Raw genomic sequence first — 26,560 nt, forward strand, 5'->3', positions numbered from 1 at the left:
GCTCGGTTCACCTCCGGGCGCTTTCGGCCGGGGGGACAGGGACGACCGTGCTCGTCTCCCTCGTTCCTCGGGAGGCTCCGCGCGCTCGTCCCTGTCCCCCCGGCGCGCCCTTCGGCTCACGCGCCGGTCCCGGGGTGAAGCGTTCGTAGGCGTGGTGGGCGGGCCCCGGCGGCCGAGGTGGGGGTCAGGCGCGGCCGGTGAGGTCGTAGCCCGCCTCGTCGACCGCCGCCGTGATCGCGGCGTCGTCGGGCTCGCCGCCCGTGGTCACGGTCACCAGGCCGCCGGTGACGTCGACGTCCACGGAGATGACGCCGTCGAGCGCGCCGACGGACTTGGTGATCGCGGTCTTGCAGTGGCCGCAGGTCATGCCGGAGACGGCGTAGACCGTGACGGTGCTCTCGGCGACCGCGACGGCGGTGGTCTCCGTGGTGGTCGAGCAGCTGTTGTCAGGGGTGCAGCAGGAGCCCATGGCTTCCTCCTCGGTCGGTTCCACTTCACCAGATACCCTTGGGGGGTATTCGGTCGTGAGTCCATGTATACCCCCCAGTGGTATTCGACGCAAGCGCCTCCCTGGCTTGACTTGATACCCCCTAGGGGTATGGTGAAGTGCATCGAACGGTTCACCACGCCACCCACGCACGGGAGAGCAGTCATGAACACCGGACTGAGGATCACCGCCTTCGCCGCCGCGCTCGCCGCGACCTTCGGGACCGCGTACGGGGTCGGCAGAGGCGTCGGCCCCGTCGAGGAGCCGAAGAAGGCCGAGCACGGCGACCACGCGACCGCGCCCGCCCCCTCGAAGAGCGCCGCCGCCGACGGGCACGCGGGCCACGACGAGGGCGCGGCCACGGGCACCCCGGCCGCCGCGAACCTCCCCGGCGGCCTCCAGGTCTCCCAGGACGGCTACACCCTGGCCCTGGAGACCCCGACGCCCGCCGCCGGCCGGAGCGTCCTGACGTTCTCCATCAAGGACGCGGCCGGCCGGAAGGTCACCGCCTTCACCACCGAGCACGGCAAGGAACTGCACTTCATCGTCGCCTCCCGCGACCTCGGCACCTTCCGCCACCTGCACCCGGTGAAGGCCCCGGACGGCACCTGGACGACCCCCGTCGACCTCCCCGCCGCCGGCGGCTACAAGGCCTTCGCGGACTTCAAGCCCGCCGCGCCCGGAGCCAAGGGCATCACCCTCGGCGCGGACCTCGCGGTCCCGGGCGCGTACGCGCCGAAGCCGCTGCCCGCCGTGAACCCGACCGCGACCGTCGACGGCTACCAGGTCCGGCTCGGCGGCACCCTGAACCCCGGCAAGGCCGGCGAGCTGCGGCTCACCGTCACCAAGGGCGGCAAGCCCGTCACCGACCTGGAGCCGTACCTCGGGGCGTACGGGCACCTCGTCGCCCTGCGCGGCGGCGACCTCGCCTACCTCCACGTGCACCCGAACGACGGCGGCCCCGGCCCGGACGTCTCCTTCACGGCGACGGCGCCCAGCCCCGGCACCTACCGCCTGTTCCTCGACTTCCAGCACGGCGGCAAGGTCCGCACGGCGGCCTTCACGGTCACGACGGGCAGCGCGAAGGCGGATGTTCCCGCAACCGGGGATGCAGGGCACGATGCGGGAGACCACTCGCACGGCTAGGCTGGTCATTGGACTAGACCTGTAGCCGTCATTTATGGAGAAATGGGCCTCGATGAGCAACCGTGCAGTCCTTGAGGTGATCGCCCTCGACGAGGAAGACGCGGTCGCCGCCCAGACCGGCGGCGCCGACCGGCTCGAACTCGTCACCGACATGGCGGCGGACGGACTCACCCCGTCCCGGATCGGCTTCGCCACCATCCGCGCCGCGGTCGACATCCCGCTGCGCGTGATGCTCCGCCTCGCCGACGGATTCGCGGCCGGCGACGTCGACGCCCTCGTCGGGCGGGCCCTCGAGCTGCGCGAGGCCGGCGCCGACGAGTTCGTCCTCGGCTTCCTCACCCCCGACGGCGAACCCGACCTCGTGGCCGTCGAGCGGCTCATCGCGGCCCTCGACGGCGCCCGCTGGACCTTCCACCGGGCGATCGACCGCGCCGCCGACCGCGACGGACTCCGCAAGCGGCTCGCCGACCTCCCCGGCCTCGACACCTACCTCACGGCGGGCTCCGCCACCGGCGTCGACGACGGCCTGACCACCCTCGCGGCCGAGGCCGCCCGGTCCGGCGAGCCGGGTTACGAGGCCCAGATCCTCGTCGGCGGCGGCCTGCGCCTCGACCACCTCCCGGAACTCCGGGCGGCCGGCCTCGACGCCTTCCACATCGGCGGCGCGGCCCGCCCCCAGGGCTGGACGGCCCCCGTCTCGCCGGACGCGGTCCGCGCCTGGCGAGAGGCCCTCGACGCCTGAGCCCGAGTCTGAGGCCTGACCCGCGAAGAGCCGGCCGGGCCCTCGGACCGAGCCCACCCCTCGCGCCGGCCCGCCCCGGCCCGACCCCTCGCGCCGGGCCGGGCCCGGGGCCGGCCCGCCCGGCCCGCAGGGTCCGGCCCCGGCCCGTCCAGCCCGCCCGGCGCCGGCCCGCGCCCCCGCCGATAACCCCTCGCCGGGGGCGGAAGCCGGTCGCTAGCCTGCCCCCTATGGCAGCCACCCCCATGCGACCCGGCGCACTCGACATCGACACCGTGCTCGTCGAGCGGCTCGTCGCCGGCCGGTTTCCGCGGTGGGCCGGGCTCGCGGTGCGGGCCGTGGACTCCGCCGGTACGGACAACGCCATGTTCCGGCTCGGCGACGACCTCGTCGTACGGCTGCCCCGCGTCCCGGACGCGGTCGGACAGGTCGAGAAGGAGCAGCGCTGGCTGCCCCGGCTCGCCCCGCACCTGCCCCTGGACGTCCCCGTCCCGGTGGGGCGGGCCGGAGCGGGACCGGACTTCCCGATGCCCTGGTCCGTCTACCGGTGGCTCGACGGGGACGACACGTACGACGTGCCGCTCACCGACCTCGCCCACGCGGCCGTCGAACTCGGCCGCTTCGGCGCCGCCCTGCGTACCGTCGACGCGAGCGAAGGACCGCCGTCCTTCCGGGGCGGCCCCGTCACGGACTGGGAGGACGGCAACCTGCCGCGCGCCGTCCGCGACCTCGGGGCCGACGGCCTGGTCGACGAGGAACTGGCCACCGCCTCCTGGGAGTCGGTCCTGCGGCTCCCGCAGTGGGACGGCGCTCCCGTCTGGGTCCACGGCGACCTGCTGCCGGGCAACCTGCTCGGACGCGACGGCCGGCTCAGCGCCGTCATCGACTTCGGCGGCCTCGGCACCGGCGACCCTGCCTGCGACATGATGCCCGCCTGGACCCTGCTCACCGCGGACACCCGCCCGCTGTTCCGCGAGGCGGCCCGCGCCGACGACGCGACCTGGGCGCGCGGGCGGGGCTGGGCCCTGGCCTGGGGCCTGGTGACCGAGCACTACTACCGCGACACGAACCCGGTCCTCGCGGCCGTCGCCCACCGCACCCGCACCGAGGCCCTCGCGGAGTACGCCACGCTCTGACCCTCCAGGTCCGCGACCCCCGCCAGGCCCGGGCGCTCAGGACCGCGACCCCCCAGGTCCGCGACCCTCAGGACCGCGACCCCCCAGGTCCGTGACCCCTCAGGTCCGCGACCCTCAGCTCCGGATCAGCGGACGACGTCGAAGACGTTCAGCTGCATCCCGTTGGCGTACGCCTCGTGCTCGACGAGCTTCAGCTTCTGCGCGTCCTTGTCCGTGCCGCTGAACAGCCGCTTGCCCGCACCGAGCAGGAGCGGGAAGACGAGCAGGTGGTAGCGGTCGATGAGCCCGGCGTCCGAGAGCGCACGGTTGAGGCTCGCGCTGCCGTGCATGATGATCGGCCCGCCCTCGGTCTCCTTCAGCGCGGCGACCTCGTCGAGCGAGCGCAGGATCGCGGTCTCGCCCCAGTTGTCGACGAGGCTCTCCTCGGTGAGGGTCGTGGACACCACGTACTTCGGCATCGCCTTGTACTGCGCGAAGTCCTCCATGTCCGGCCACACCGCGCTGAACGCCTCGTAGCTGACCCGCCCCAGCAGCATCGCCGAGGCCTCCTCCTGCTCGCGGCCCTTGATGCCGTACGCCTCGGGGAGGAACTCCATGTCCTTGCCGGTCCAGCCCGCGTTCCGGTAGCCGGACTCCCCGCCGGGGGCCTCCACGACGCCGTCGAGCGAGACGAAGGCGGAACTGATCAGGGTGCGCATCTGGGTTCTCCCGTTCGGATCATGACTGGTGCTCAGCAGCAACTATCACTCAGGACCGGAGGCGCCGGGGAAAGTCATCGGTCCTCCGCGAGGTCGCGCCGCGCGGATCATCCCCGCTCCAACTGCTCCGGCAGCGGCGCCGAGTGGACGACGGTGAGGCCGGACACCGCACGCGTCAGGGCCACGTACAGGCGGCGCAGGCCCGTGCGTTCGTCGGGTTCCGCGTCGACGACCGCCGCCGGGTCGTCCAGGACCACGTAGTCGTACTCCAGGCCCTTCGCGAGCGAGGCCGGGACCAGCGTCAGCCGGGACTCGGCCGTCGTCTCCTCGCCCGGCGCGAGGTAGGGGAGACCGGCGGCCGTGAGCGCCTCCGCCAGCGGGGCGATCCGCGCGTCCGCCGCGATCAGGCCGACGGAACCCTCGTGCTCCAGGGCCTCGGCGCAGGCCGCGACCACGTCCGCGTCCAGCGTGTCCGTGCGGCGCACGACGAGCGACCCGGGGTTCTCCCGTACGGACTCGACCGGCGCGAGCCCCGGCGACATGTGCGGAAGCAGCCGCGAGGCGTACGCGATCACCTCACGCGGCACACGGAAACCGGCGGTCAGCTCCTCCACCACCGCCTCCGGCTTCCCCAGGTGCCCGAGCGCCTCCGCCCAGCTCGCCGTCGCCCACGGCGTCGTCCCCTGCGCCAGGTCCCCGAGGATCGTCGCCGACCCGGTCGTGCAGCGCCGGCCCACCGCCCGGTACTGCATCGGGGACAGGTCCTGCGCCTCGTCGAGGACGACGTGCCCGAGCGAGTGCGTCCGCTCCACCCGGTCCCGCGCCTCGTCGATGAGGACCGCGTCCGCCGCCGACCACTTCACCGTCTTCACGTTCCGGGCGGGCTTCGCCCAGAGGAGCAGTTTCTGCTCGTCCTCGGTCAGCAGGCCCTCCGCGTGCTCCGCGAGGAACTCCCGGTCGCTCAGAAGCCGGAGCACCAGCTTCGCCGGCTCCACCGGCGGCCAGCACTCCTTGACGACGGCCTTCACCGCGGGGTTCCGGGCGACCGCGTTCTGCACCCGGTCGTCGGGCGCCTCGCCCGCCTGCTCCATCCGGACGAGCACGGCGTGCGCGATCCGCTGCGGCAGCGCGTCACGGGCCGCCCCGTAGCGGATGTCGCGCTCCATCAACTCCCTGACGATCTCCTCCAGTTCGTACGCGGGCACCCGCCAGCGGCGCGAACCCCGCACCACCATCAAGGGTTCCTTCGGCAACGCGATGTGCGAGCGGACCGCCCGCCGCAGCACCTCCGCCATCCGGGCGTCGCCCTTCACGACCGCCGTCGCCGCCTCGTCCGTCCCCCGCACCTCGACGTGCCCGACGAGCTCGTCGACCGTCGCCTGGCTGACCTCCAGCTCGCCCAGCGCGGGCAGGACCTGCTCGATGTAGTGGAGGAAGGACCGGTTCGGCCCGATGACGAGGGTGCCGGTGCGGGCGAGCCGCTCCCGGTGGGCGTAGAGGAGGTACGCGACACGGTGCAGACCCACGGCCGTCTTCCCGGTACCGGGGCCTCCCTGCACGCACACGGTCCCCGAGAGGCCGGAGCGGACGATCCCGTCCTGCTCCGGCTGGATCGTGGCGACGATGTCCCGCATCGGACCGACACGGGGCCGCTCGATCTCCGCCTGGAGCAGCCGGCTGGTCCTCTCGAGCTCGTCCGGGTCGGACAGGTGCTCGTCCTCGTACGCGGTGAGCTCGCCGCCCGTGTAGCCGAAGCGGCGACGGAGCCCGACGTCCTGCGGGTCCTTCTTCGACGCCTGGTAGTACGGCTGCGAGACCGGCGCCCGCCAGTCGATCACCATCGGGTCGCCGTCGGCGTCGTGGACGTGCCGCCGCCCGATGTAGAAGCGCTGCCCCTCCTGCGTGGTGTGCAGGTAGTCGAGCCGTCCGAAGAACAGCGGGAGGCCGGAGAGGTCGGCCAGCGCCTTGATGCGGTCCTCGATCATCCGTCCGAGCGCGAGCGAGTTGACCCAGTTCGCCGTGACGTCCTTGATGTCGAGCGCCTCGACGTCCTCGCGCATCGCGCGCAGCGCGGCACGGGACGAGGTCAGATGGGCGCGCTCACGCGCGAGGGGATCGTCGGAAACGGGCACGGTGAAGCCTCCGGGCAGGTGGATACGCGGACACGTCGAGGTGGCCGCCGGTTTCCGACCGGGCGGCGGCGCTCCACAAGGAGGGAGGCGGGGAAGCTGGCGAGTGTAACTCCGGGCGGGAGCGGGCCGCGAATCGTTTTCGGCCGTTCGTACCCGTAGGGGGCAAGGTCCGACGTGAGGGGGACCCCGGTTCCACCCCCAGGCCGATGTGTTCGGAATGTCCGGATTCCATCATGGAAGCATGACCGCGACGACCTTCACCCTCGTGACCTCCATCCCCCGCCCCCGCGTCCGCCCCCTCGGCACCGCCCTCCGCGCGATCCGCGCCTTCGGCGGGGCGGCGGCCGCAGTCACCCTCCTCGGCGACTACGGCCCACCCGAGGCCGGGGTCAGGAACCCGCGCCCTGAGTACGCACCCGCCCCCGACTGAGTACGAGTACGGCTGCCACCACGGGACGGCCCCTGATGTGATCACCCCATGGCGACGCCGACCGACCGCCTTCACGGCACCGATCTCACCGACCCCGACACTCCGGGCCCGCGCGCCCTGCGCGTCATCGCCGGCTGTGGATTCCTCCTCCTGGCGGCGTGCTTCGTCGCCACCGTCGTGTTGGTGCTCGGCGATGCCATCGAGGGGGACGGCGTTGCCCAGGGCTTCGTCACGGCGGCGCTCTGGGCCCTGGTGCTGGGAGCCCTCACCGGAGTGGCGGCCCTGATCGCGCCCCGCAAGGGCCTGGTGATCGCCGAATATGCCCTGGCGATCACGGCCCCCGTGCTGGCGCTCATGGACTAGACGGCCTCACGGCGCCAGCAGTTCGTCCGCGTCGACGATCCGGTACGCGTACCCCTGCTCCGCCAGGAACCGCTGGCGGTGCGCCGCGAAGTCCTGGTCGATGGTGTCCCGGGCGACCACCGAGTAGAAGTGCGCCTGGTGCCCGTCGGCCTTCGGCCGCAGCACCCGGCCGAGCCGCTGCGCCTCCTCCTGCCGCGAACCGAACGTGCCCGACACCTGGATCGCGACGGTCGCCTCCGGCAGGTCGATGGAGAAGTTCGCGACCTTCGACACCACGAGCACACTGATCTCGCCGGTACGGAACGCGTCGAAGAGCTTCTCCCGCTGCGCGTTCGACGTCTCGCCCTTGATGACCGGCGCGTCCAGGTGCTCGCCCAGCTCGTCGAGCTGGTCGATGTACTGCCCGATGACGAGGATCTGCTGCCCCTCGAACCTCTTCACCAGCGCTTCCGTCACCTTCCGCTTCGTCGCCGTCGTCGCGCAGAAGCGGTACTTCTCCTCGGCCTCGGCGGTCGCGTAGGCGAGTCGCTCCGAGTCGGTCAGGTTGACCCGGACCTCGACGCAGTCGGCGGGCGCGATGTACCCCTGCGCCTCGATCTCCTTCCACGGCGCGTCGAACCGCTTGGGCCCGATCAGCGAGAACACGTCGGACTCCCGCCCGTCCTCCCGCACCAGGGTCGCCGTCAGGCCGAGGCGCCGCCGGGCCTGGAGGTCGGCGGTGAACTTGAAGACGGGCGCGGGCAGCAGATGCACCTCGTCGTAGACGATGAGGCCCCAGTCCCGGGAGTCGAACAGCTCCAGGTGCGGGTAGACGCCCTTCCGCTTGGTCGTCAGGACCTGGTACGTGGCGATGGTGACCGGCCGGATCTCCTTCCGCGTCCCGCTGTACTCGCCGATCTCGTCCTCGGTCAGCGACGTCCGCTTCACCAGCTCGCTCTTCCACTGCCGGGCGGACACGGTGTTGGTGACGAGAATGAGCGTGGTCGCCTTGGCCTGCGCCATGGCCCCCGCCCCGACGAGCGTCTTGCCCGCGCCGCAGGGCAGCACGACCACCCCGGAACCGCCGTGCCAGAACCCCTCGACGGCCTGCTTCTGGTACGGGCGCAGGGCCCAGCCGTCCTCCGCGAGGTCGATCCGGTGCGCCTCGCCGTCCACGTACCCGGCGAGGTCCTCGGCCGGCCAGCCCAGCTTCAGCAGCGTCTGCTTGATCTGCCCGCGCTCCGAGGGGTGCACGACGACGGTGTCGGCGTCGATCCGCTCCCCGACGAGCGGCTGCACCTTCCGCGACCGCAGGATCTCCTCCAGGACGGGCCGGTCGGTGCTGGTCAGGACGAGCCCGTGGGTCGGGTGCTTGGACAGCGTGAGCCGCCCGTACCGGTCCATGGTCTCGGCGATGTCGACGAGCAGCGCGTGCGGCACGGGATAGCGCGAGTACTCGACGAGCGCGTCGACGACCTGCTCGGCGTCGTGCCCGGCGGCCCGGGCGTTCCACAGCCCGAGCGGCGTCAGCCGGTACGTGTGGATGTGCTCCGGCGCCCGCTCGAGCTCCGCGAAGGGCGCGATGGCCCTGCGACAGGCGTCGGCGAGCTCGTGGTCGACCTCCAGGAGCAGGGTCTTGTCACTCTGGACGATGAGCGGTCCACTCACGTGATCAGGTCCTTCCGACGCCGTGCCGTTCCCGTAACGGCCAATCCTCCAGTGTGCCTGATGCGCGCACCCGAGTACGGGGACCACCGTGGACGAGCACGTGGGCGCCGGGAACGTCCGGACCCCCGCCGCTGACGAGGACCGCCCCTCACACCTGGTCGTCCGCCAGTTCCGCCACGCCCGTGATGCGGTGCAGCGGGTACGTGCGGACCTCGTCGGCCGTGTGGTCGTAGCCCGTCACGAAGCCGCCCTCCACGCGGACCGGGGCGATGACCCGCTGGCTCGCCGCGCCGTCCGCGTTGACGTAGCCGATCCACACGGCCGAGCCGGTCATCGCGGCGGCCTGCACGGTCGCGAGCGTCTCGGCGGCGGAGGTGCGGGGGAGCGCCCCAGCCGCGGTCGCCACCGCCGGTTCCTTCCGTACCGCCGTCGACGCCCGGTCGCCCGCCCGGATCGCCCGGACCGCCGCGCCCAGCAGCGTCGTGTCGGGCGCCGGCGGCCCGTCGGGCACCGGCACCGGAGCCGTACGCGGGGGCGTGCGGTACGCGTCGGCGCGGGTGATCAGGACGTCGCCCTCCGCGGACTCGGCGGCCGGCGCGTACCCCATCGACCGCAGCCCGTCGAGCAGCGACGTCGGGTCCGTCTGCGCCGCGAGGACCGTCGGCGCGAGGCGGCGCAACCCGAGCGCGGCGGACCGCCGGTCGGCCAGGATCTCGCCGAGGACCGTGTCGTCGTCACACCGCACGTACGCGGACGCCGCCCCCACCCGCAGATGCCCGTGCCGTCTCGCCACGTCGTCGACGAGGTACGCGAGCGGCTGCGGCACCGGCGTACGCGAGTGCGCCTTCAGGAAGTCGTGCAGGTCGGACGCCGTCCGACCGGAGTCGAGCGCCCGCCGTACGGACCCGGGCGTGAACCGGTAGACGGTCGCGCCACCCTTCGACTCCACGTCCGCGAGCACCGCCAGCGCGTCGGCGAGCGGGCGCCGCAGCGGCCCCGGTGCCACCGCCGTCAGATCGGCCTGGAGCAGGACGTGGTCGACGGCCTCGGGCAGCAGCGGCGCCAGGAGGGCCGCCGCCCGGTCGGCCGCCACCGACAGCTCGACGCCGCCGCCCGGAGCCGTGGCCGCCGCGGCCTCCGCGAGCGGCAGGTTCAGCAGGGCCCGCGCCGGACCCGACAGGGCGCCCCGGCCCGTGAGCCCGAGGAACTCCGCCTCGGCGAGCGTCCAGCGCGCGAGCCGCGACCGCAGATCCGTGGCCCCGGCGCCGTCGCCCTCCGAAGCGGCCTGCGCCGCCCCCCGCAGCGGCCGCTCCCACCGGAGACGGGCGAACAGCGTCTCCGGGTCGACGGCGGAACCCGGCGCCAGCGTCGCCAGGAGCGCGAGCACCCGGTGCCGGACCTCGGGCGCCGGCGCCCGGTCCAGATCGGGGCCGAGCGCGGCGAGCGTACGGCCCTTCGCGTCCTGCCCGCCGACGAGCCCCGCCGTGCGGGTCGCCGCCAGCCACGGCGTGACGAGCAGCGCCCACCGCTCGGCGGGCGGCAGGTCCAGCCAGTGGTCGTAGGCCGGCGTCGGCCCGTACCGCTCGTCCGCCTCCCCGTCCGAGGCCAACAACCCCGCCCCGTAACAGAGCTCGAGCCAGAACGCGGCCGTCTCCTCCGTCACGTCGAGCGTCGCCGCCGTCCGCTTCAGGTCCCGCACCGCGAGACCCCCCGCGCGCAGCACCTGCGGGCCGCCCCTGTCCCAGGACTTCAGCAGCTCCTCGACGGTCGCGAGCGCCACGTGCGCCTGCCCGGCCGCGGCGCTGTCCACCACCTGTGGACGGTACTCGCGCACCACCCCCAGCGCCGGCGGCACCGGCTCCGGCGCCCGGTGCGCCCGACCGCCCCGCAGATGCAGCGCCACCTCACGCGGCAGCACCATCGTCCGGGCCGACACCGGAAGCAGCATGCCCCGGTCGCGCAGCCAGCGCACCGGAGGCGCCGGGTTCGCCGTCACCTCGCCGTACGGCGGACCCCACACCAGCCGGTCCAGAACCGCCAGCGCCTCGGGGGACGCCGTGTCGAGCAGCGCACCCATCCGCGCCCGGTCCGTGAACAGCTCCGTCAGGACCGCCACCGCCGACACCGGATCGTGCGTCGCCGGCAACCCGACCGCCGCGACGATCTCCTGCACCCGGCCCGGCGACATCCCCGACGTCGCCTCCGCGACCGTCGGCCCGAGACCCGTCGGCGACGGATGCTGCGCCGACGGCGCCAGCAGCTCCCGCGCCGTCCGCACCAGCCGCAGCCGGTCGTCCTCACCCCACACGAGCGCCTGCTCGCGCAGCAGCGCCACCGCGTCGGGCAGCGCCGCCGCGATCTCCGGATCCCCCTCGTCGCCGGACAGCAACGCCAGGAGTACGGGATACGGGGTCGGGTCCGGGCCCACGGCGAGTGCCTCCGCCGTCTGGAGGGCGAACCGGTCGAGCCGCTCCAGGGCCCGCACCACCGAACCCCGCGTACCGGCCCGGGTCGCCAGCTGCGTCAGGTCGTTCGGCACGGGACTCACCAGGTCCGGCCGGGCCCGCAGCAACGCGGCGAGCCCCTCGTCACCCCGTGCGCGCAGCGCCTCCGCGAGTGTGCGGGGCGCCGCGGCGGCGCCAGTTACCTCGGGCACGTGCGCCTCCCGGTCGAGCTCACCGATCCCCATCCGCCCCACGTTAGCCGCTGTCCAGGCGCTAACGTCGGGCCGTACCGGGCGAACCGGCCGTGGAGGGGCACCGTGGGGATCGAGAGCGACCAGTTGGTCTACGACTATCTGAGCCGGGTCGGTGACCTGGCCCAGCAGCGCCAGCTGCCGGCGAGCGACCGGATGCGGCTGGTGTCGACGCTCCGGAACGAGATCGACCGGCAGCGCGCCACGAACGGCGAGGAGAGCCCGACGGCGGTACGGGGCATCCTCGGCGCCCTCGGCACACCGGACGAGGTGGTGGAACGAGCGGGCGCCCCCGAAAAGCCACCGTCCGTCCCGAAGCCCCGCGGGCGGGGGCGCGGGGCACGGCGGTCGGACCCCGGACCGGGGTCCGCGGCGGCGGGGCCGGGCGAGGCGGCGGGGTCGGACGCGGCGGGGCCGGGCGCGGCGGCGGGGTCGGGCGAGGCAAGGAGGCCCGCCGGACCGGGGTCCGCGAGGCCGGGGTCTGCCGCGGCGAGGTCCGCGAGGCCGGGGTCCGCCGCGCCGGGGTCCGCCAGGCCGGGGTCCGCCGTGGCGAGGTCCGGCGCCGCGAGGTCCGGCGTGGCGGGTGACGGCGTGGCGGCTGACGGCGTCGCCGCCGTCGAGCCGGACTGGTGGCGGTCCGACGCCGCCGACCCGGGCGAGGGCTTCGCGGGGTTCGTCGGTGGGGTCGAGCGCCCGGACCTCTTCGAGCCGCCGGCCCCGGACGAGGACGAGACCGGGGCGGACGGGGCGGAGGGGAAGGGGGAGCCGCCCGGGTCGGGCAGGCGCCGCCGCCTCGCCCGTATCCTCCGGCGCCGCAGGCGCGGGGCCGCCGTGGCGGAGCCCGAACCGGCGCCCGAGGCCGCCACGCCCGTCTCCCGTCTCCGCGTCCGGAGCCCCTTCGTCCTCCTCGCCGCGCTCCTGCTGCTCGGCGGCGCCGTCTTCAGCTCGCTGATCGCGCTGGCCGGAGGCTGGCTCCTCGCGTACGCCTCCCGCCGCCTGACCCCCGGCGAGGTCAAGACCGCCGTCCTGGTCATCCCGGGCCTCGCCGCCGCGTCGGGCGTCGCCTGGCTGTGGGGCCGGGTGGAGGGCCGCTGGGGCGAACCGGTGACGGCGGGGGGAGAGGCGATGGGCGCGGCGGTCTCGGAGACCTGGCCGTGGACGCTCCGGGGTGCGGCGATCGCGTCGGCGCTGTTCCTGCTGTGGCGCGCCAGAAGGCACTGAACCGCCGGACGCGGCCCGCAACCCCGCGCCCACCCCACCGGGGCGGGCCCAGTGCGGGGCCGCGCTCACCCGCCGACCGACCCGGCGCGCCTCTTGCCCGCGCGTTCACCCGCCGACCGACCCGGGCCCGCCTCTCGCCCGCGCCCACCCCACCGTGCCGGGCCGCTCGCGGCCCGCAACCCCGCGCCCATCCCGCCGGGGCGGGCCCAGTGCCGGGCCGCTCGCGGCCGCCCCCCCCGCCCTCAGCCCGTCCCCGTCTCGACCCCCACCCCCGCCCCCCACGGCGCCCCCGGCACAACCAGGGGTGACCCCGTCACCGGGTCGGGGACGACGATCGACGTCAGGCCGAAGACGTCCCGTACCAGCTCCTCCGTGACGATCTCCGCCGGCGGGCCCTCCGCGACCACCCGCCCCGCCTTCATGGCGATCAGGTGGTCGGCGTACCGGGCCGCCTGGTTCAGGTCGTGGAGGACGAGGACGACGGTCCGGCCGCGTACGCGGTTGAGGCGGCGCACCAGGTCGAGGACCTCCACCTGGTGCGCGATGTCCAGGTAGGTCGTCGGCTCGTCGAGGAGGAGCAGGTCCGTCTCCTGGGCCAGGGCCATCGCGATCCACACCCGCTGCCGCTGACCGCCCGAGAGCGCGTCGACGGACCGGTCGGCGAGCGCGGTCACGTCGGTACGGGCCATGGCGTCGGAGACGGCCCGCTCGTCCTCCTCCGACCACTGCCTCCACCAGGCCTGGTGCGGCTGGCGGCCGCGCGACACCAGGTCGGCGACGGTGATCGCCTCGGGCGCGACGGGGGTCTGCGGCAGCAGCCCGATGGAACGGGCGATCGCCTTCGTCGGCAGCTTCGCCAGTTCCTCACCGTCGAGGAGGACCGCGCCGCCCGCCGGCCTGAGGAGCCGGCCGAGGGCCCGCAGGGTGGTGGACTTGCCGCAGGCGTTGGGGCCGACGATGACGGTCACCTTCCCGTCGGGGATGGCGAGGTCGAGCTCGTGGACGACGGTGCGGTCCTCGTAGGCGAGCGTCAGCTCGCGCGCGGTCAGCCTGCTCGTCATGCCTTGCCTTCCGTACGGCTCCGGACGATGAGCCAGATCAGATACGGGGCGCCGATCGCCGCCGTGAGGACTCCCACCGGCAGTTCGACGGGGGAGAGGAGCCGCCGGCCGAGCAGGTCGGCGAGGACCACGATCGCGGCGCCGGTGAGCGCCGAGCAGAGCAGCGGGATCTGCGCGGTCCTGGTCATGCGGCGGGCGATCTGCGGGGCGAGGAGCGCCACGAAGTCGACCGGCCCCGCGACCCCGGTCGCCACGGACGCGAGGACGACGCCGACGGCGACGAGGCCGAGCCGGACCCGGCCGAGCCGTACGCCGAGCGCGGTCGCCGTGTCGTCGTCGAGGGACACGGTCCGCTGGGCGCGGGCCGCCCACAGCACGGCGGGCAGCAGGAGGAGCAGCGTCCAGCGGACGGGCGCGGACTCGTCCCAGCCGCGCCCGTTGAGGGAGCCGGTCATCCAGATCTGCGCCTGCTGGGCGACGAGGTAGTCGCCCTTGGTCATGAACAGGGTGGTGAGGGACCGCAGGGCGATCGCGAAGCCGATGCCGATGAGGACGAACCGGGTCGCGTGCAGCCCGCCGCGCCAGGCGAACGCGTACACGAGCCCGGCGGCGAGCACCCCGCCGGCGATGGAGAGGTACGGCAGCACGGTGTACGAGGTGAGGCCGAAGGTCATCGCGGCGACGGTGACCGCTCCGGCGCCCTGGCTGATGCCGATGATGTCGGGGCTGGCGAGCGGGTTGCGGGCGACGGTCTGGATGAGGGCGCCGGCGACACCGAAGGCGGCGCCGACGGCGAGGGCGACGACGAGCCGGGGCTCGCGCAGCTCCTCGACGACGAACGTCGACGGGGAGCCCTGCCCGAGCAGGATGCGGACGACCTCACCGGGCGCGACGAACCGCTCACCGACGCAGAGGTACGCGACGCAGGCCGCGGCCAGGAGCAACAGCAGGCCCACGGCGACGACGGCGGAGCGCCGGTGGACGAGGAACGAGGCTCCCCGGGCCCGGACGAGCCCGTACCCGGCGGGCTTGAGCCCGGCGGCGCTCGCGCGGGCACCGCCTTCCGGCGGGAGGGTCGTGCCCGGACCGGCACGGCCCTCCGTGGCACGGGTCATGCCCCCCTCGGGCCCGCCCTCGGGCGTACGGGTCGTCCTCACGCCGGCACCGCCTTCCGGCGTACCAGTGTGACCAGGAACGGAACGCCGATGAGCGCGGTCATCACCCCGGCCGGCACCTCGCCCGGCGGGAACACGACCCGCCCGGCGACGTCCGCCACGAGCAGCATCACCGGCCCGATGACGGCGGCCATCGGCAGGACCCAGCGGTGGTCGGAGCCGACGACGGCCCGCGCGATGTGCGGGACGGCGAGGCCGACGAAGGCGACGGGCCCGGCGGCGGCCACGGCCGCCCCGGTGAGGACGGTCGCGCCGACCCCGCCGACGATCCGGACGGTCGCGACCCGCTGCCCGAGCCCCTTCGCGACGTCCTCGCCGAGCGCCAGCGCGTCGAGGCCGCGCGCCACGGACACGACGAGGACCGCGCCGACGAACAGGAAGGGCCAGATCTGGCCGACGAGCTGGGCGTCACGGCCGTCGAGGGAGCCGATCTGCCAGAACCGGAACTCGTCGAGCGCGGAGGCCCTCGTGGTGAGGACGCCGGTGGTGACGGACAGCAGCAGCGCGTTGATCGCGGCCCCGCCGAGCGCCAGCTTCACGGGCGTGGCCCCGCCGCGCCCGCTGGAGGCGATGGCGTGGACGGCGACGGCGGCGAGCGCGGCGCCCGCGAAGGCGAACCACACGTACCCGGTGAGGCTGTGCACCCCGAAGAAGGCGATGGCGAGGACGACGCCGACGGAGGAGCCCTGGCTGATGCCGAGGATGCCGGGGTCGGCGATCGGGTTGCGGGTGATGCCCTGGAGCGCGGTGCCGGCGAGGGCGAGCGCGGCGCCGACCATCAGCCCGATGAGGGTCCGGGGGACGCGGAGCTGCCGTACGACCTCGGCGTCGGGGCTCGTACCGCCGTGCAGCAGCGCGTCGAACACCGTGGACGGGGCGATGGCGCGGGCGCCGACGGCCAGGCTGAGGAGGACGGCGAGGAGGAGGGCGACGAGAGCCGCCGAGGTCGCGAGGACCCGTCTGGTACGGAAAGCGGCTGGCATCAGGACCCATCGGGTGGTGCGTCGGCGGTGCGGGTTCGGTACGGCTCGGCCCGGTGGGGCCCGCCTCAGTGTAAGCAGCACCCACCTGGGGACGACCGGCCCGGAGGTCCCCCAGAATGGGCCCCATGACGACCTCCGCGACCCCGCCCCCGCCCGCGTCCCCGCTCACCGTCGGCTTCGACCTCGACCTCGACCTGACGCTGATCGACACCCGCCCCGGCATCAAGGCGGCCTGGGAGGCCTTCGCGGCCGAGACCGGTGCGGTGATCGACGCGGACCTCGTCGTGACCCGCCTCGGCCCGCCCCTCGAACACGAGATGGCGTACTGGTTCCCCGAGGAGCACGTCACGGAGATGGCGGCCCGCTACCGGGCGCTGTACCCGGCGTACGCGATCGCGCCCTCGCACCCGATGCCGGGCGCCCGGGACGCCATCGCCGCCGTCCGCGAGGCGGGCGGCCGCACGGTCGTCGTCACCGCGAAGAACGGCCCGCACGCCGAACTGCACCTCACGTACCTCGGCATGGAACCGGACGCGGTCGCCGGCGGTCTGTGGGCCGAGGGCAAGGCGGAGGCCCTGCGCGCCCACGGCGCCCAGGTGTACGTGGGCGACCACCTCGGTGACGTCCGCGGCGCGGCGAAGGCCGGCGCCCTCTCGGTGGCCGTCGCAACCGGCCCCTGCACCGCCGAGGAGCTCAAGGAGGCGGGCGCGGGCGTGGTCCTGGCGGACCTGACGGACTTCCGCGCCTGGTGGGAGGGCTACCTGGCCTGAACGGGCGCGGCCGGCCCGCCCCGCGCCTGGCGCCGCTGGGCGGCGATCGACCGCAGCACCCCGGCGCCGGCCAGCGCGAAGCCGACCCCCATCAGCATGGAGACGCAGTACGCGACGGTGGGGAACGGATCGGTGCCGAGGAACAGCGGGGCCACGGTGACCAGCGTCGCCAGGGCGCCGATGGCGAAGACGACGACACCGGCCTTGACGAGGCCGTCACCCGGGGCGCTGTCGTTCACCGGTGCGGCGGGGGTTTCACTACGCATCCGGCCAGGGTAGTTCCCAGGCCACAGGAACACATCGGCGACGTCTTGTCACCGGCCTCCGGACCATTAGCCTTGGTGCCGGCGGGGCGGTCGACCCGCTGTTCGCTATCCCCATCGACGAGGACGAGGACGAGGACAGACGTGCCTACCGGCAAGGTCAAATGGTTCAACAGCGAGAAGGGCTTCGGCTTTCTCTCCCGTGACGACGGCGGCGACGTCTTCGTCCACTCGTCGGTGCTCCCTGCCGGAGTCGACGCACTGAAGCCGGGTCAGCGGGTGGAGTTCGGCGTCGTCGCAGGTCAGCGCGGCGACCAGGCGCTGTCCGTCGTGATTCTCGACCCGACGCCGTCCGTCGCCGCGGCGCAGCGCCGTAAGCCCGACGAACTGGCGTCCATCGTGCAGGACCTGACGACGCTCCTGGAGAACATCACGCCGATGCTGGAGCGTGGCCGCTACCCGGAGAAGACCCAGGGCGCGAAGATCGCGGGGCTGCTGCGGGCGGTCGCCGACCAGCTCGACGTGTAGGGCGGGCGCGGCGGACCCGGCGCTACGGGAACGACAGCGCGTGCGGGCCGAGGGGCGGTACGAGTCCCTCGGCCGCGGCGCGGGTGAGCAGCCCCCGGACCGCCGCGTAGCCGTGCTCGCCGAGGTCGGCGGTGAACTCGTTGACGTAGAGGCCGATGTGCTGGTCGGCCACCTTGGGGTCCATCTCCTGCGCGTGCTCCAGGACGTACGGCCGTGAGGCGGCCGGGTCGTCCCAGGCCATCCGTACCGACGCTCGGGCGGCCCCGGCGAGCCGCTGGAGGGTCTCGGCGCCGAGCGAGCGGCGGGCGACGATCGCGCCGAGCGGGATCGGCAGGCCGGTCGTGGACTCCCAGTGCTCGCCCATGTCGGCGAGGCAGTGCAGGCCGTAGTTCTGGTACGTGAAGCGGGCCTCGTGGATGACGAGCCCCGCGTCGACCTTCCCGTCGCGCACGGCGGGCATGATCTCGTGGAACGGCATCACGACGACGTCCCCGACCCCGCCGGGCACGTTCTCCGCCGCCCACAGCCGGAACAGCAGGTACGCGGTGGAGCGCTCGCTCGGCACCGCGACGGTCTTCCCCGCGAGATCGGCGCCGGTCCCGGCCATGGGGGTCCCCCCGCTCGGGGGAAGCCGGGAGTGGGGGAGGGTGAGGACGAGCGGCCCGCAGCCGCGGCCGAGGGCGCCGCCGCAGGGCAGCAGCGCGTACTCGTCGAGGATCCACGGCAGCACCGCGTACGACACCTTCAGGACGTCGTGGGTGTCGGTGCCGCTCTCCGCCCAGCCGTTGGTGACGTCGATGTCGGCGAAGGTCACGTCGAGGCGGGGGGCGCCGGGGACGCGGCCGTGGGCCCAGGCGTCGAAGACGAACGTGTCGTTCGGGCAGGGCGAGTAGGCGATCTTCAGCTTGGTCACGACGGCTCCAGCTCCACGAAGACGGTCTTGCCGAGCAGCCGGAAGGCGTGCCCCAGCGATTCCAGGGCCTCGCCGATGCGCCAGGCGGTCCGGTCCCGGAGACCGACGGCGTTCGACACGGCCCGGATCTCGACGACGGGGACGCCGTACGCGGCGGCGGCCTCGGCGACGCCGAAGCCCTCCATCGCCTCGGCGACGGCCCCCGGCCGGCGCTCCGCGAGTGCGGCGGCGCGGCGGGCGGTACCGGTGACGGTCGAGACGGTGAGCACGGGCCCGACGGTGTGCGGCAGGCCCCCGGCGCCCAGGACGGCGGCGATACGTCCGGTCAGGGCCTCCGGCACGGGATGCGCGGACCGGCCGAAACCGAGCTCCTCCACGGCGAGGTAGCCGTCGGGGGTCTCGGCGCCGAGGTCGGCGGCGACGATCGACGCCGAGACGACGACGGAGCCGACGGGCGCGCGGGAGGGGAATCCGCCGGCGATCCCGGCGGAGACGATCAGGTCATAAGGGCTGCCCGCGCCGCTTCCGGTCAGCGACGCGTACGCCAGAGCGGTCCCGGTCGACGCGGCCACGGCGGCCGGACCGACCCCCCCGACCAGGACGTCGACCTGGACGTCGACCGGGGCATCGCCCCCCGCGGGGCGGGGGACGGAGTCCGTGTGACGGCACAGCACGAGACCCCCCGGCAGCGGAAGGAGTTCCGGGCCGTCGAGGCCGAGGCCGGCGGTGACGGAGTCCGCCTCCGCCGCCACGGCCGTCACGATCAGGATCCGGTGGGGCACCGGAGGATCAGGATTCCTTCTTCAGCTGGAAGTGCCAGACACCGGTCAGCTTCTTGCCGGTGTTCTCGACGATGGTCACCTGGGCCTTGTCGGTGGCCTCGCCGGTCTGGCTGGAGAAGAAGGCGCTGGCCGGAATGGTCCGGTACGTCTTCTTGTACGGCTCGGGTTCGGCCTGCTGGCCGCCGAGGAAGATCGTCCAGCCGTTGTCCGCGATGTCGGGGTCGACCCCGAAGCGGATCTTGTCGTCCATCGCCACGGAGATGGACTTCTCGGCCTTCTTGTTGAGGCACTGCTGGATCTGCGACTCCTTGATGGCGTCGCCGTCGTTGTAGCAGGCGGCCTCGGAGTGGACCGAGTCGGTCCCGACCGTCAGGGTCGCGAGCGGAGTCGGCTTGTCGCAGGCGGAGAGTACGAGGAGCCCGGCGGAGACGGCCCCGAGGGCGACGGCGGCCCGGCGGCGCGAGCCGGTGAAGAACGCAACGGTCATGAGCCGAAGGCTATCGGGCCGCCGCGTCCGCGCCACGCGGGGGTACGGCGTGCCGCCCTCCGGTCCCAGGCGGGTCTACGCCACCCGGGCCTTCGGACGGCCCTCCGACCCCGGCCGGCGGCGGGCGGCGCCCAGCAGGCCGCGTACCGCGAGAAGCGCGCCGAGGCCGAGGATCCCGGCCGCGACGGCCATGCCCAGCGTCCCGTTCAGCGGCAGCGCGATACCGATGGCGCCGCCCACCACCCACGCCATCTGCAGGGCCGTCTCCGAGCGCGCGAACGCCGAGGTCCGCACCACCTCCGGCACGTCCCGCTGGATCAGCGCGTCCAGGGACAGCTTCGACAGGGCCTGGGTGAGGCCGGCGACCGCGCCCAGGACGGCGACCATCACCCCGCCGAAGAACACCGCCGCGCAGACCGCCGTACCCAGCACCACGCTGATCATCGTGGCGATGATCACCTCGGGACCGTGGCCCCGGTCCCGGAGCAGCGACCCGACCGCCGTCCCGCACGCGTTGCCCACGCCCGCCGCCACACCCACGATCCCCAGTGACACGGCGGCGCTCTGCCCCGACAGCGGGTGCTCCCGCAGCAGGAACGCCAGGAAGAAGATCAGGAAACCCGAGAGCATGCGCTGTGCCGCGTTCGCCGCCAGACCGTGCAGCACCGACGGCCCCACCGTCCGCAGGCTCGGTCTCTTCTCGCCGTGCGTCAGCAGGTGCGCCCGCCGCTCGCCCTTCGCCGAGTCCACCTTGGGCGGCATCCGCCACGCCCAGAACGCCCCGAGCAGGAACAGCGCGCACGCCCCGTAGAGCGGCCAGCCCGGCCCGACCATCTGGAGCCCCGCGCCGATCGGCGCGGCGACCCCCGTCGCGAGCAGCCCGGCGAGGGTCACCCGCGAGTTCGCCTTGACCAGCGAGAACGTCGGTGGCAGCAGTCGTGGCACGACCGCGCTGCGCACCACTCCGTACGCCTTCGACGCCACAAGCACGCCGAGCGCCGCCGGATACAGTTCGAGCCCTCCGGTCGCCACCGCCCCCGACATCATGATCGCGAGGACCGCGCGGGTGAGCATCGCCCCCGCCATCGCCGCCCGCCGCCCGTGCGGGATGCGGTCCAGGAGCGGACCGATCACCGGGGCGAGGAGCGTGAAGGGCGCCATGGTGACGGCCAGATACAGGGCCACGCGCCCCCGCGCCTCGTCCGTCGGCACCGAGAAGAAGACCGTGGACGCGAGGGCGACCGTGATCATGACGTCCCCGGCGCCGTTCACCGCGTGCAGCTCGATCAGCTTGCCGAGCCCCGACTCGCCCGCGCCGTGCGCGTGCGTGGCCTTCCTGATGCCCCGCGCCGTCCCCGTGAACGGCAGGTGCAGGGCACGACCGACCGACCGGCCCGCTCGGCGGAGCGGTCCGGCATGATCTTCGGATCGTGCGGGAGACCGTGCGGCTGCCACCCCGTCATAGTGCCCCACGCGCACGCCGGACGAACCGTGGCGCGGCGGACGAGACGCCCCGGAGGTGCCCCGCCGCCGGATTCGGACCCGCCCGGCAGGCCGTCCGGCCACCCGTGATCCGGGCCACTTGGGGCGGGCAGGTGGGCTGAGGCCCGCGAACGGGGTAGCGTGCGTAGCGCGTCACCGGCGGAAGCTCTCGGCCGCGCGCCTCTTCGGCATCCCGCAGAATGGATGACGATAGGTGTGCCCGAGACAAGCGAGACACGTCGGGTGCGCGGACGTCGATGCGGCCCCCAGGTCCGCTCCGCCCGCCGCCCGTGGCTTCGCTCCCGCCCCTCGGCCGGCGCACCCGTGAGACGGCGTAGGAGAGAAGCGAGACCTGTGAGTGCTGCGACGACGCGAAGCGGTACCCCGCGTACCCCGCGAGCCACGCGTATCCCCGACCGCCTGTGCGCCGAGGCCGTAGACCTCGCGCGGGAGGCCGCCGAGGAGGCGGCCGCCCCCGGCATCGTCGGCGCACACGTCGAAGTCGTCGCGGAGGGTGACCGTGTCGTCACCCACTACTTCGAGTCCAAGGAACCCGGCTACCGGGGCTGGCGCTGGGCGGTCACCGTCACCCGCGCCTCCCGCGCCAAGAACATCACCCTGGACGAAACCGTCCTGCTGCCCGGCTCCGACGCCCTCCTCGCCCCCGAGTGGGTGCCCTGGAGCGAGCGGCTGCGCCCCGGAGACATGGGCCCGGGCGACCTCCTCCCCACCGAGGAGGACGACCTGCGCCTGGAGCCCGGCTACACCGGCGAGGACGCGCCGCCGCCGAACTCGGCGCTGTCCGAGGAGCTGACGGACCACCTCGACGTCGAGGACGCGGAGATCGTCACCCGCGTGCCTTCGCGCGGCGCCATCGCCGCCGTCGCCGAGGACCTGGGCTTCCGCCGGGCCCGCGTCCTGTCCCGGTACGGCCTCCACCTGGCCGCCGACCGCTGGGACGAGGCCTTCGGCCCCCGCACCCCGATGGCCCAGGCCGCCCCCGCCACCTGCGAGTCCTGCGCCTTCCTCGTGCCGCTCGCCGGCTCCCTCAAGCAGGGCTTCGGCGTCTGCGCCAACGAGTTCGCCCCCGCCGACGGCCGGGTCGTCTCCCTCGCGTACGGCTGCGGAGGCCACTCCGAAGCCGCGATCATGCCGACGCCGCCGCGCCCGGCGCCCCCGGTCCACGACTCGATGGCCACGGACGCCTTCCCCCTCCGCCCGCCCAAGGACTCCGGCTCGACGACGGAACCGGACGACTATTCGGAGGACCTGGGCCACTCGTAGCCGCCCCGCGTCCACGCCTGCCCCACACCCCCGGGACGTGCTTCCGCGCGCCCCGGGAGCGGGACGTGCCCGGGCGCACGGGCACGTCGGAGCGCGGTACCTTCGGGCCCGGACCTTCGGGTCCGGCAGCACCACCCCCCGCGCCCCGCACCGCAGAGTGGAGTCAGACGTGAGCGTCAGCGTCCGGACGACGACCGACGGAACCGACCCCTTCGGCACCGCACGGCTCCGGGAGGGCGTGCTCGACGCCTGGGGCGCCTCCCCCGCCCGGTTCCGTGAGGACGCCAACGCCGAGGAGGACCTCGCCCTCGGCGGCTACCGCGACCGCCTCGTCGTCGAACTCGCCCAGAACGCCGCCGACGCCGCCCATCGCGCCGGCGTCCCCGGCCGCCTGCGCCTCACCCTCCACCCGGCGGACCCCGAGGGCCCCGCCGCCCTCGCCGCCGCCAACACCGGCGCCCCCCTGGACGCCGTCGGCGCCGAGTCGCTCTCCACGCTCCGCGCCTCCGCCAAGCGCGAGCAGCCCCACGGCGCCGTAGGCCGCTTCGGCGTCGGCTTCGCCGCCGTCCTCGCCGTCACCGACGAGCCCGCCGTCCTCGGCCGCCACGGCGGCGTCCGCTGGTCCCTCGCCGAAGCCCGCGAACTCGCCGCCGACGCCGCAGAGCGCAGCCCCGGCCTCGGCGACGAACTGCGCCGCCGCGACGGGCACGTGCCCCTCCTGCGCCTCCCGCTGCCCGCCGAGGGCTCAGCGCCCGAGGGCTACGACACGGTCGTCGTCCTCCCCCTCCGCGACACCGCCGCCCGTGACCTCGCCGAACGGCTCCTCGACTCCGTCGACGACGCCCTGCTCCTCACCCTCCCCGGCCTCGCCGAGATCGTCGTCGAGACGCCGGAGGGCGTCCGCACCCTCACCCGTTCCGACGACGACGGCTACGTACGGATCGAGGACACCGCCACCGGCGTCCACCGCTGGCGGACCGTCACCCACGGCGGCCCCCTCGACGCCGGACTCCTCAAGGACCGCCCGGTCGAGGAACGCCTCCGCCCCCACTGGTCCGTCACCTGGGCCGTACCCGTGGACGCCGAGGGCGCCCCCCGCTACCCCCGGACGACCCCCGTCGTGCACGCCCCCACCCCCACCGACGAACCGCTCGGCATCCCCGCCCTCCTCATCGCCTCCCTGCCGCTCGACACCGCGCGACGGCACCCGGCGCCCGGACCGCTCACCGACTTCCTCGTGCAGCGCGCCGCCGACGCGTACGCCGAACTCCTCGCCGACTGGCAGCCGGTGACCACCGCCACCCTCGACCTCGTCCCCGGCCCGCTCGGCAAGGGCCCCCTCGACGGGGCGCTGCGCGAGGCGATCCTCGACCGGCTGCCGCGCGTCGCGTTCCTGGCGCCCGCCGCCCCCACCGAGGAACTCCCGGCGCTCCGCCCGATCGAGGCCGAGGTCGCGGAGGGCGCGGGCGGGGACACCGTCGGCGTCCTCGCGGAGGTCTTCCCGACGCTCCTCCCGGCGGGCCTGGAGCGGCGCCCGGAGCTCCGCACGCTCGGCGTCGGCCGTGTCCCCCTGACCGAGGCGATCGACCGCCTCGCCGGCGTGGACCGGGCCCCGACGTGGTGGTGGCGCCTGTACGACTCCCTCGCCGGCGTCGACCCGGACCGCCTGACGGGCCTCCCCGTCCCCCTCGCCGAGCCGGAGGAGGGCGGCGCCGCCCGTACCCGTACCGCCATCGGCCCCCGCCAGGTCCTCCTGCCGCAGGACAGGACCCCCGCCGAACTGACCCGGCTCGGCCTGAAGGTCGCCCACCCCGAGGCCGCCCACCCGCTCCTGGAGAAGCTGGGCGCCCTGCCGGCCACGCCCCGCGCGGTCCTGACGACCCCGCAGGTACGTGCGGCGGTCGCGGCCTCCCTCGACGCGGGCGAGATCTGGGACGAGGACGGGGACGCGCTCGACGCGGACGAACTCGCCGAGACCGTCCTCACCCTCGTACGGGACGCGGACCTGGAGCCCGGCGAGGAGCCCTGGCTGGGCGCGCTCGCCCTCCCCGACGAGGACGGCGAACTCTCCCCTGCGGGCGAACTGGTCCTCCCCGGCTCCCCCTTCGCCTCCCTCATGCGCGCCGGCGAACTGGCCCTGGTGGACACCGACCTGGCCGCCCGCTGGGGCGAACAGCCCCTCGCCGCCTGCGGAGTCCTCGCCACCTTCGCCCTGGTCCGCGCCACCGACCTGCTCCTCGACCCGGACGAGGTCGAAGCGCGCGACGGCGACTACCCCGAGCCGGACGACGCCGGACTCCTCGACGCGGTCGACGTGTGGTGCGAGGACGTCCTCGACCGGCTCCCCGACTCGCCGGTGCCGCCGGTGGCGACGGAGATCGTGGCGGTACGGGACCTGGACCTCGTCGACGACGACGCCTGGCCGCAGGCACTGGCGCTGCTCGCCCGGCCCCCGCTCCGAGACGCCCTGACCCAGCCCGTACGGGTCCTCCTGCCGGACGGCACGACGGAGACGGTCCGCTCGTACACGGCGTGGTGGCTCCGCGACCACCCGGTCCTGGACGGCCGCCGCCCTGCGGGACTGCGCGCGGCGGGCACGGACCCGCTCCTGATCGGCCTGTACGACTCCGCCGACGCGACCGGCTTCGAGGACGAGCAGGTCCTGCGCGCCCTGGGCGTCCGCACCTCGGTCACGGCCCTCCTCGACGAACCGGGAGGCGCGGCGGAACTCCTGACCCGCCTCGCGGACCCGGACCGCGAGGTGTCGGCCACGCAACTCCACGCCCTGTACACCGCCCTGGCGGACCTGGACCCGGAACAGGTGACGCTCCCGGACGAACTGCGGGCGGTCGTGGACGGCACCCTCGTCGTCGTCGACGCGTCGGAGGCCCTGGTGGCCGACGCCCCGGACCTCCTGCCCCTGACGGCCGGCCTGCCCCTGCTCCCGGTGTCGCCGTCCCGCGCGGCGGACCTGGCGGAACTGCTCCAGGTGCGCCGGCTGAGCGAGACGGTGGAGGCGGAGGTCACGACGGAGGGCGAGGAACACGAGGTCCCGGACGCGATCCGCACCCTCCTGGGCCCGGCCACCCCCTCCTCGTACATCGAGCACGAGGAACTCCGGGCGGCGGACACGGAACTCGACTGGCGCCGCACCCCGGACGGCGTGATCCACGCCTCCACCCTGGAAGGCGTAGCGGCGGCCCTGGCCTGGTCCGCAGGCCAGTGGCCCCGTCGCTTCGAGGTGGCAGCCCTCCTGGAGGACCCGTCGAGGACGACGGAACTGGCGAGGGACCGCTGGTTCGACTGAGGCACGAGGCCGGGCAGCCATGCCCGGCCCCGGGCCTCCGGCGGCGCCGCCGGAGGCGAGACACCCTAGGCGAACCAGAGCCCGTTGCGCCGGTGGCGGGCGGGAGGGATGTCGACGACGTCGGCGACGTCGAGGTCGACGGCGCCGCGGGGGAGTTCACCAGCCGCAGAAGCACTCCGGCCCGCCGACGGAGCCGCTGCCGGGCCCGACGCTCCTCCACTGCGGCCCGGTTGCCGACGGCGGGGTCCCACTGATGCCGGGGCAGCGCGTACACCCGGACAACACACAGGACCGGACGCGGCCGGGCTCTTCGCCCCTCCTGCCGGGCCTCGGAGACGTCCCGGGCGCTGTACCGGAGGTCACGCAGAAGAACGGCATGCCAGGGCTGCCCCGTGAGCATGTCGCTTCGCATGCGCCTGCGGGCGCGTGAAGGGTGATGAGCGGTGCGTGCCACGGCAACTCCGTAGGTAGCGACCACCAGGAACCTCCCGGTGGGATACCTGAACCCCCGGGGTCCGTCCGCACGCACGTCCCGCATGCCTGGCACGGTAACCACTCACCCGCTTCCCCGCACCTGAGTTGCGTCACGTGCTCTTCGATCCGGGTCCACAGGCGGTCCCGGCCGCCTTCGCGGACGGTCCAGCGGCCGCTGTCGCGCCGAAGCGCGGCCCATGCCCCGGCCTCGGCGTCGAGGAGTACGGGCCACGCCTCACCGCCGTCGAGAGAGATCCGGACGAGCTGAGCGCGAGGCACGGCGAGTTGGGCGACGAACCGTATGGTCCAGTCGTCGAGGATGTCGGGGCCGATGAGGGTCTCCCGTTCTTCGCCTCG

23 protein-coding genes are annotated in these 26,560 nt (G+C 74.4%); 10 read left to right on the forward strand and 13 right to left on the reverse strand.

Translation table 11 applies throughout. The annotated features are described in order from the left end of the window. Positions 1 to 184: 184 nt before the first annotated feature. Positions 185 to 469, reverse strand: coding sequence for a cation transporter (locus tag ABZ567_RS27855; protein WP_360794864.1), 285 nt, complete (start codon positions 467 to 469; stop codon positions 185 to 187). Positions 470 to 652: 183 nt separating this feature from the next. On the opposite strand from ABZ567_RS27855, the gene ABZ567_RS27860 reads away from it, so the two are divergent. From ABZ567_RS27860 to ABZ567_RS27870, 3 genes are all read left to right on the forward strand, one after another. Beyond that, positions 653 to 1,633 carry a hypothetical protein gene (locus ABZ567_RS27860; RefSeq protein ID WP_360794655.1) on the forward strand — a complete coding sequence of 327 codons (981 nt, stop codon included), beginning with the start codon at positions 653 to 655 and terminating at the stop codon, positions 1,631 to 1,633. A gap of 52 nt (positions 1,634 to 1,685) precedes the next feature. After that, positions 1,686 to 2,375 carry a copper homeostasis protein CutC gene (locus tag ABZ567_RS27865; protein ID WP_360794658.1) on the forward strand — a complete coding sequence of 230 codons (690 nt, stop codon included), beginning with the start codon at positions 1,686 to 1,688 and terminating at the stop codon, positions 2,373 to 2,375. Between the two features lie 227 nt (positions 2,376 to 2,602). Then, entirely contained in the window at positions 2,603 to 3,508 is a 906-nt protein-coding gene (locus tag ABZ567_RS27870; protein WP_360794661.1) for an aminoglycoside phosphotransferase family protein, read from the forward strand. Between the two features lie 125 nt (positions 3,509 to 3,633). Here the strand turns inward: ABZ567_RS27870 and ABZ567_RS27875 are convergent, their stop codons facing one another. Next, positions 3,634 to 4,206, reverse strand: coding sequence for a dihydrofolate reductase family protein (locus ABZ567_RS27875; protein ID WP_360794664.1), 573 nt, complete (start codon positions 4,204 to 4,206; stop codon positions 3,634 to 3,636). Between the two features lie 107 nt (positions 4,207 to 4,313). Then, complete coding sequence (locus ABZ567_RS27880; protein ID WP_360794667.1) at positions 4,314 to 6,338, reverse strand: ATP-binding domain-containing protein; 2,025 nt, start codon at positions 6,336 to 6,338, stop codon at positions 4,314 to 4,316. Positions 6,339 to 6,579: 241 nt separating this feature from the next. Between ABZ567_RS27880 and ABZ567_RS27885 the strand changes: the two genes are divergently transcribed. Together ABZ567_RS27885 and ABZ567_RS27890 are read left to right on the forward strand one after the other, a co-directional pair. Then, a complete protein-coding gene (locus ABZ567_RS27885) occupies positions 6,580 to 6,768 on the forward strand; it encodes a hypothetical protein (RefSeq protein WP_360794670.1) in 189 nt (62 codons plus the stop codon). 48 nt (positions 6,769 to 6,816) lie between these two features. Further along, complete coding sequence (locus tag ABZ567_RS27890; RefSeq protein WP_360794673.1) at positions 6,817 to 7,131, forward strand: hypothetical protein; 315 nt, start codon at positions 6,817 to 6,819, stop codon at positions 7,129 to 7,131. Between the two features lie 6 nt (positions 7,132 to 7,137). On the opposite strand, the gene ABZ567_RS27895 is transcribed toward ABZ567_RS27890, so the two are convergent. Continuing rightward, entirely contained in the window at positions 7,138 to 8,778 is a 1,641-nt protein-coding gene (locus tag ABZ567_RS27895) for a DNA repair helicase XPB (RefSeq protein WP_360794676.1), read from the reverse strand. A 148-nt stretch (positions 8,779 to 8,926) separates the two neighbouring features. Then, positions 8,927 to 11,467 carry a helicase C-terminal domain-containing protein gene (locus ABZ567_RS27900; RefSeq protein WP_360794679.1) on the reverse strand — a complete coding sequence of 847 codons (2,541 nt, stop codon included), beginning with the start codon at positions 11,465 to 11,467 and terminating at the stop codon, positions 8,927 to 8,929. Positions 11,468 to 11,539: 72 nt separating this feature from the next. Here ABZ567_RS27900 and ABZ567_RS27905 point away from each other — a divergent pair, with 72 nt between their 5' ends. Then, positions 11,540 to 12,694 carry a hypothetical protein gene (locus tag ABZ567_RS27905; RefSeq protein ID WP_360794682.1) on the forward strand — a complete coding sequence of 385 codons (1,155 nt, stop codon included), beginning with the start codon at positions 11,540 to 11,542 and terminating at the stop codon, positions 12,692 to 12,694. 242 nt (positions 12,695 to 12,936) lie between these two features. Here the strand turns inward: ABZ567_RS27905 and ABZ567_RS27910 are convergent, their stop codons facing one another. Genes ABZ567_RS27910 through ABZ567_RS27920 form a run of 3 tightly spaced genes read right to left on the reverse strand, consistent with a single transcriptional unit; the run spans position 12,937 to position 15,913 of the window. Next, positions 12,937 to 13,755 carry an ABC transporter ATP-binding protein gene (locus ABZ567_RS27910; RefSeq protein ID WP_360794685.1) on the reverse strand — a complete coding sequence of 273 codons (819 nt, stop codon included), beginning with the start codon at positions 13,753 to 13,755 and terminating at the stop codon, positions 12,937 to 12,939. Then, entirely contained in the window at positions 13,752 to 14,870 is a 1,119-nt protein-coding gene (locus tag ABZ567_RS27915) for an iron ABC transporter permease (protein WP_360794867.1), read from the reverse strand. Before ABZ567_RS27915 ends, ABZ567_RS27910 begins: the two co-directional genes overlap by 4 nt. 38 nt (positions 14,871 to 14,908) lie before the next feature. Continuing rightward, complete coding sequence (locus tag ABZ567_RS27920; protein WP_360794688.1) at positions 14,909 to 15,913, reverse strand: iron ABC transporter permease; 1,005 nt, start codon at positions 15,911 to 15,913, stop codon at positions 14,909 to 14,911. Between the two features lie 125 nt (positions 15,914 to 16,038). Between ABZ567_RS27920 and ABZ567_RS27925 the strand changes: the two genes are divergently transcribed. After that, positions 16,039 to 16,683 carry an HAD hydrolase-like protein gene (locus ABZ567_RS27925; RefSeq protein WP_360794691.1) on the forward strand — a complete coding sequence of 215 codons (645 nt, stop codon included), beginning with the start codon at positions 16,039 to 16,041 and terminating at the stop codon, positions 16,681 to 16,683. Here ABZ567_RS27925 and ABZ567_RS27930 read toward each other — a convergent pair. Then, positions 16,671 to 16,949 (reverse strand): hypothetical protein, encoded by a 279-nt coding sequence (locus ABZ567_RS27930; RefSeq protein WP_360794695.1) that lies wholly within the window; start codon positions 16,947 to 16,949, stop codon positions 16,671 to 16,673. The two genes, ABZ567_RS27925 and ABZ567_RS27930, sit on opposite strands and share 13 nt — an antisense overlap. A 141-nt stretch (positions 16,950 to 17,090) precedes the next feature. On the opposite strand from ABZ567_RS27930, the gene ABZ567_RS27935 reads away from it, so the two are divergent. Beyond that, positions 17,091 to 17,474, forward strand: a complete 384-nt coding sequence (locus tag ABZ567_RS27935; RefSeq protein WP_360794698.1) for a cold-shock protein — start codon at positions 17,091 to 17,093, stop codon at positions 17,472 to 17,474. Between the two features lie 22 nt (positions 17,475 to 17,496). Here ABZ567_RS27935 and ABZ567_RS27940 read toward each other — a convergent pair whose 3' ends face one another. The 4 genes from ABZ567_RS27940 to ABZ567_RS27955 form a co-directional block, all read right to left on the reverse strand. Continuing rightward, on the reverse strand, positions 17,497 to 18,387 hold the full coding sequence (locus ABZ567_RS27940; RefSeq protein WP_360794701.1) for a 1,4-dihydroxy-6-naphthoate synthase: 891 nt from the start codon (positions 18,385 to 18,387) through the stop codon (positions 17,497 to 17,499). Further along, the gene (locus ABZ567_RS27945) at positions 18,384 to 19,169 is read right to left on the reverse strand and encodes a futalosine hydrolase (protein WP_360794704.1); all 786 of its coding nucleotides are present in this window, start codon (positions 19,167 to 19,169) and stop codon (positions 18,384 to 18,386) included. The genes ABZ567_RS27940 and ABZ567_RS27945 overlap by 4 nt, the downstream gene beginning before the upstream one ends. Positions 19,170 to 19,176: 7 nt before the next feature. Next, the gene (locus ABZ567_RS27950) at positions 19,177 to 19,656 is read right to left on the reverse strand and encodes a DUF2771 domain-containing protein (protein ID WP_360794707.1); all 480 of its coding nucleotides are present in this window, start codon (positions 19,654 to 19,656) and stop codon (positions 19,177 to 19,179) included. 75 nt (positions 19,657 to 19,731) lie between these two features. Further along, complete coding sequence (locus ABZ567_RS27955) at positions 19,732 to 21,111, reverse strand: MFS transporter (RefSeq protein WP_360794710.1); 1,380 nt, start codon at positions 21,109 to 21,111, stop codon at positions 19,732 to 19,734. Between the two features lie 381 nt (positions 21,112 to 21,492). On the opposite strand from ABZ567_RS27955, the gene ABZ567_RS27960 reads away from it, so the two are divergent. Both ABZ567_RS27960 and ABZ567_RS27965 read left to right on the forward strand, forming a co-directional pair. After that, entirely contained in the window at positions 21,493 to 22,422 is a 930-nt protein-coding gene (locus ABZ567_RS27960) for a DUF3027 domain-containing protein (RefSeq protein WP_360794712.1), read from the forward strand. A gap of 157 nt (positions 22,423 to 22,579) precedes the next feature. Next, entirely contained in the window at positions 22,580 to 25,729 is a 3,150-nt protein-coding gene (locus ABZ567_RS27965; RefSeq protein WP_360794715.1) for a molecular chaperone Hsp90, read from the forward strand. Positions 25,730 to 26,560: the final 831 nt, after the last annotated feature.

The sequence above is a fragment of the Streptomyces sp. NPDC016459 genome, from assembly GCF_040632845.1.
In the GTDB taxonomy this organism is placed as follows: Bacteria; Actinomycetota; Actinomycetes; order Streptomycetales; family Streptomycetaceae; genus Streptomyces.

Bases quoted from the DNA above. Each gene is read 5' to 3' on its own strand.
- ABZ567_RS27855 (WP_360794864.1), bottom strand. From the start codon at position 469: ATGGGCTCCTGCTGCACCCCTGACAACAGCTGCTCGACCACCACGGAG.
- ABZ567_RS27860 (WP_360794655.1), top strand. From the start codon at position 653: ATGAACACCGGACTGAGGATCACCGCCTTCGCCGCCGCGCTCGCCGCG.
- ABZ567_RS27865 (WP_360794658.1), top strand. From the start codon at position 1,686: ATGAGCAACCGTGCAGTCCTTGAGGTGATCGCCCTCGACGAGGAAGAC.
- ABZ567_RS27870 (WP_360794661.1), top strand. From the start codon at position 2,603: ATGGCAGCCACCCCCATGCGACCCGGCGCACTCGACATCGACACCGTG.
- ABZ567_RS27875 (WP_360794664.1), bottom strand. From the start codon at position 4,206: ATGCGCACCCTGATCAGTTCCGCCTTCGTCTCGCTCGACGGCGTCGTG.
- ABZ567_RS27885 (WP_360794670.1), top strand. From the start codon at position 6,580: ATGACCGCGACGACCTTCACCCTCGTGACCTCCATCCCCCGCCCCCGC.
- ABZ567_RS27890 (WP_360794673.1), top strand. From the start codon at position 6,817: ATGGCGACGCCGACCGACCGCCTTCACGGCACCGATCTCACCGACCCC.
- ABZ567_RS27900 (WP_360794679.1), bottom strand. From the start codon at position 11,467: ATGGGGATCGGTGAGCTCGACCGGGAGGCGCACGTGCCCGAGGTAACT.
- ABZ567_RS27910 (WP_360794685.1), bottom strand. From the start codon at position 13,755: ATGACGAGCAGGCTGACCGCGCGCGAGCTGACGCTCGCCTACGAGGAC.
- ABZ567_RS27915 (WP_360794867.1), bottom strand. From the start codon at position 14,870: ATGACCCGTGCCACGGAGGGCCGTGCCGGTCCGGGCACGACCCTCCCG.
- ABZ567_RS27920 (WP_360794688.1), bottom strand. From the start codon at position 15,913: ATGCCAGCCGCTTTCCGTACCAGACGGGTCCTCGCGACCTCGGCGGCT.
- ABZ567_RS27925 (WP_360794691.1), top strand. From the start codon at position 16,039: ATGACGACCTCCGCGACCCCGCCCCCGCCCGCGTCCCCGCTCACCGTC.
- ABZ567_RS27930 (WP_360794695.1), bottom strand. From the start codon at position 16,949: ATGCGTAGTGAAACCCCCGCCGCACCGGTGAACGACAGCGCCCCGGGT.
- ABZ567_RS27950 (WP_360794707.1), bottom strand. From the start codon at position 19,656: ATGACCGTTGCGTTCTTCACCGGCTCGCGCCGCCGGGCCGCCGTCGCC.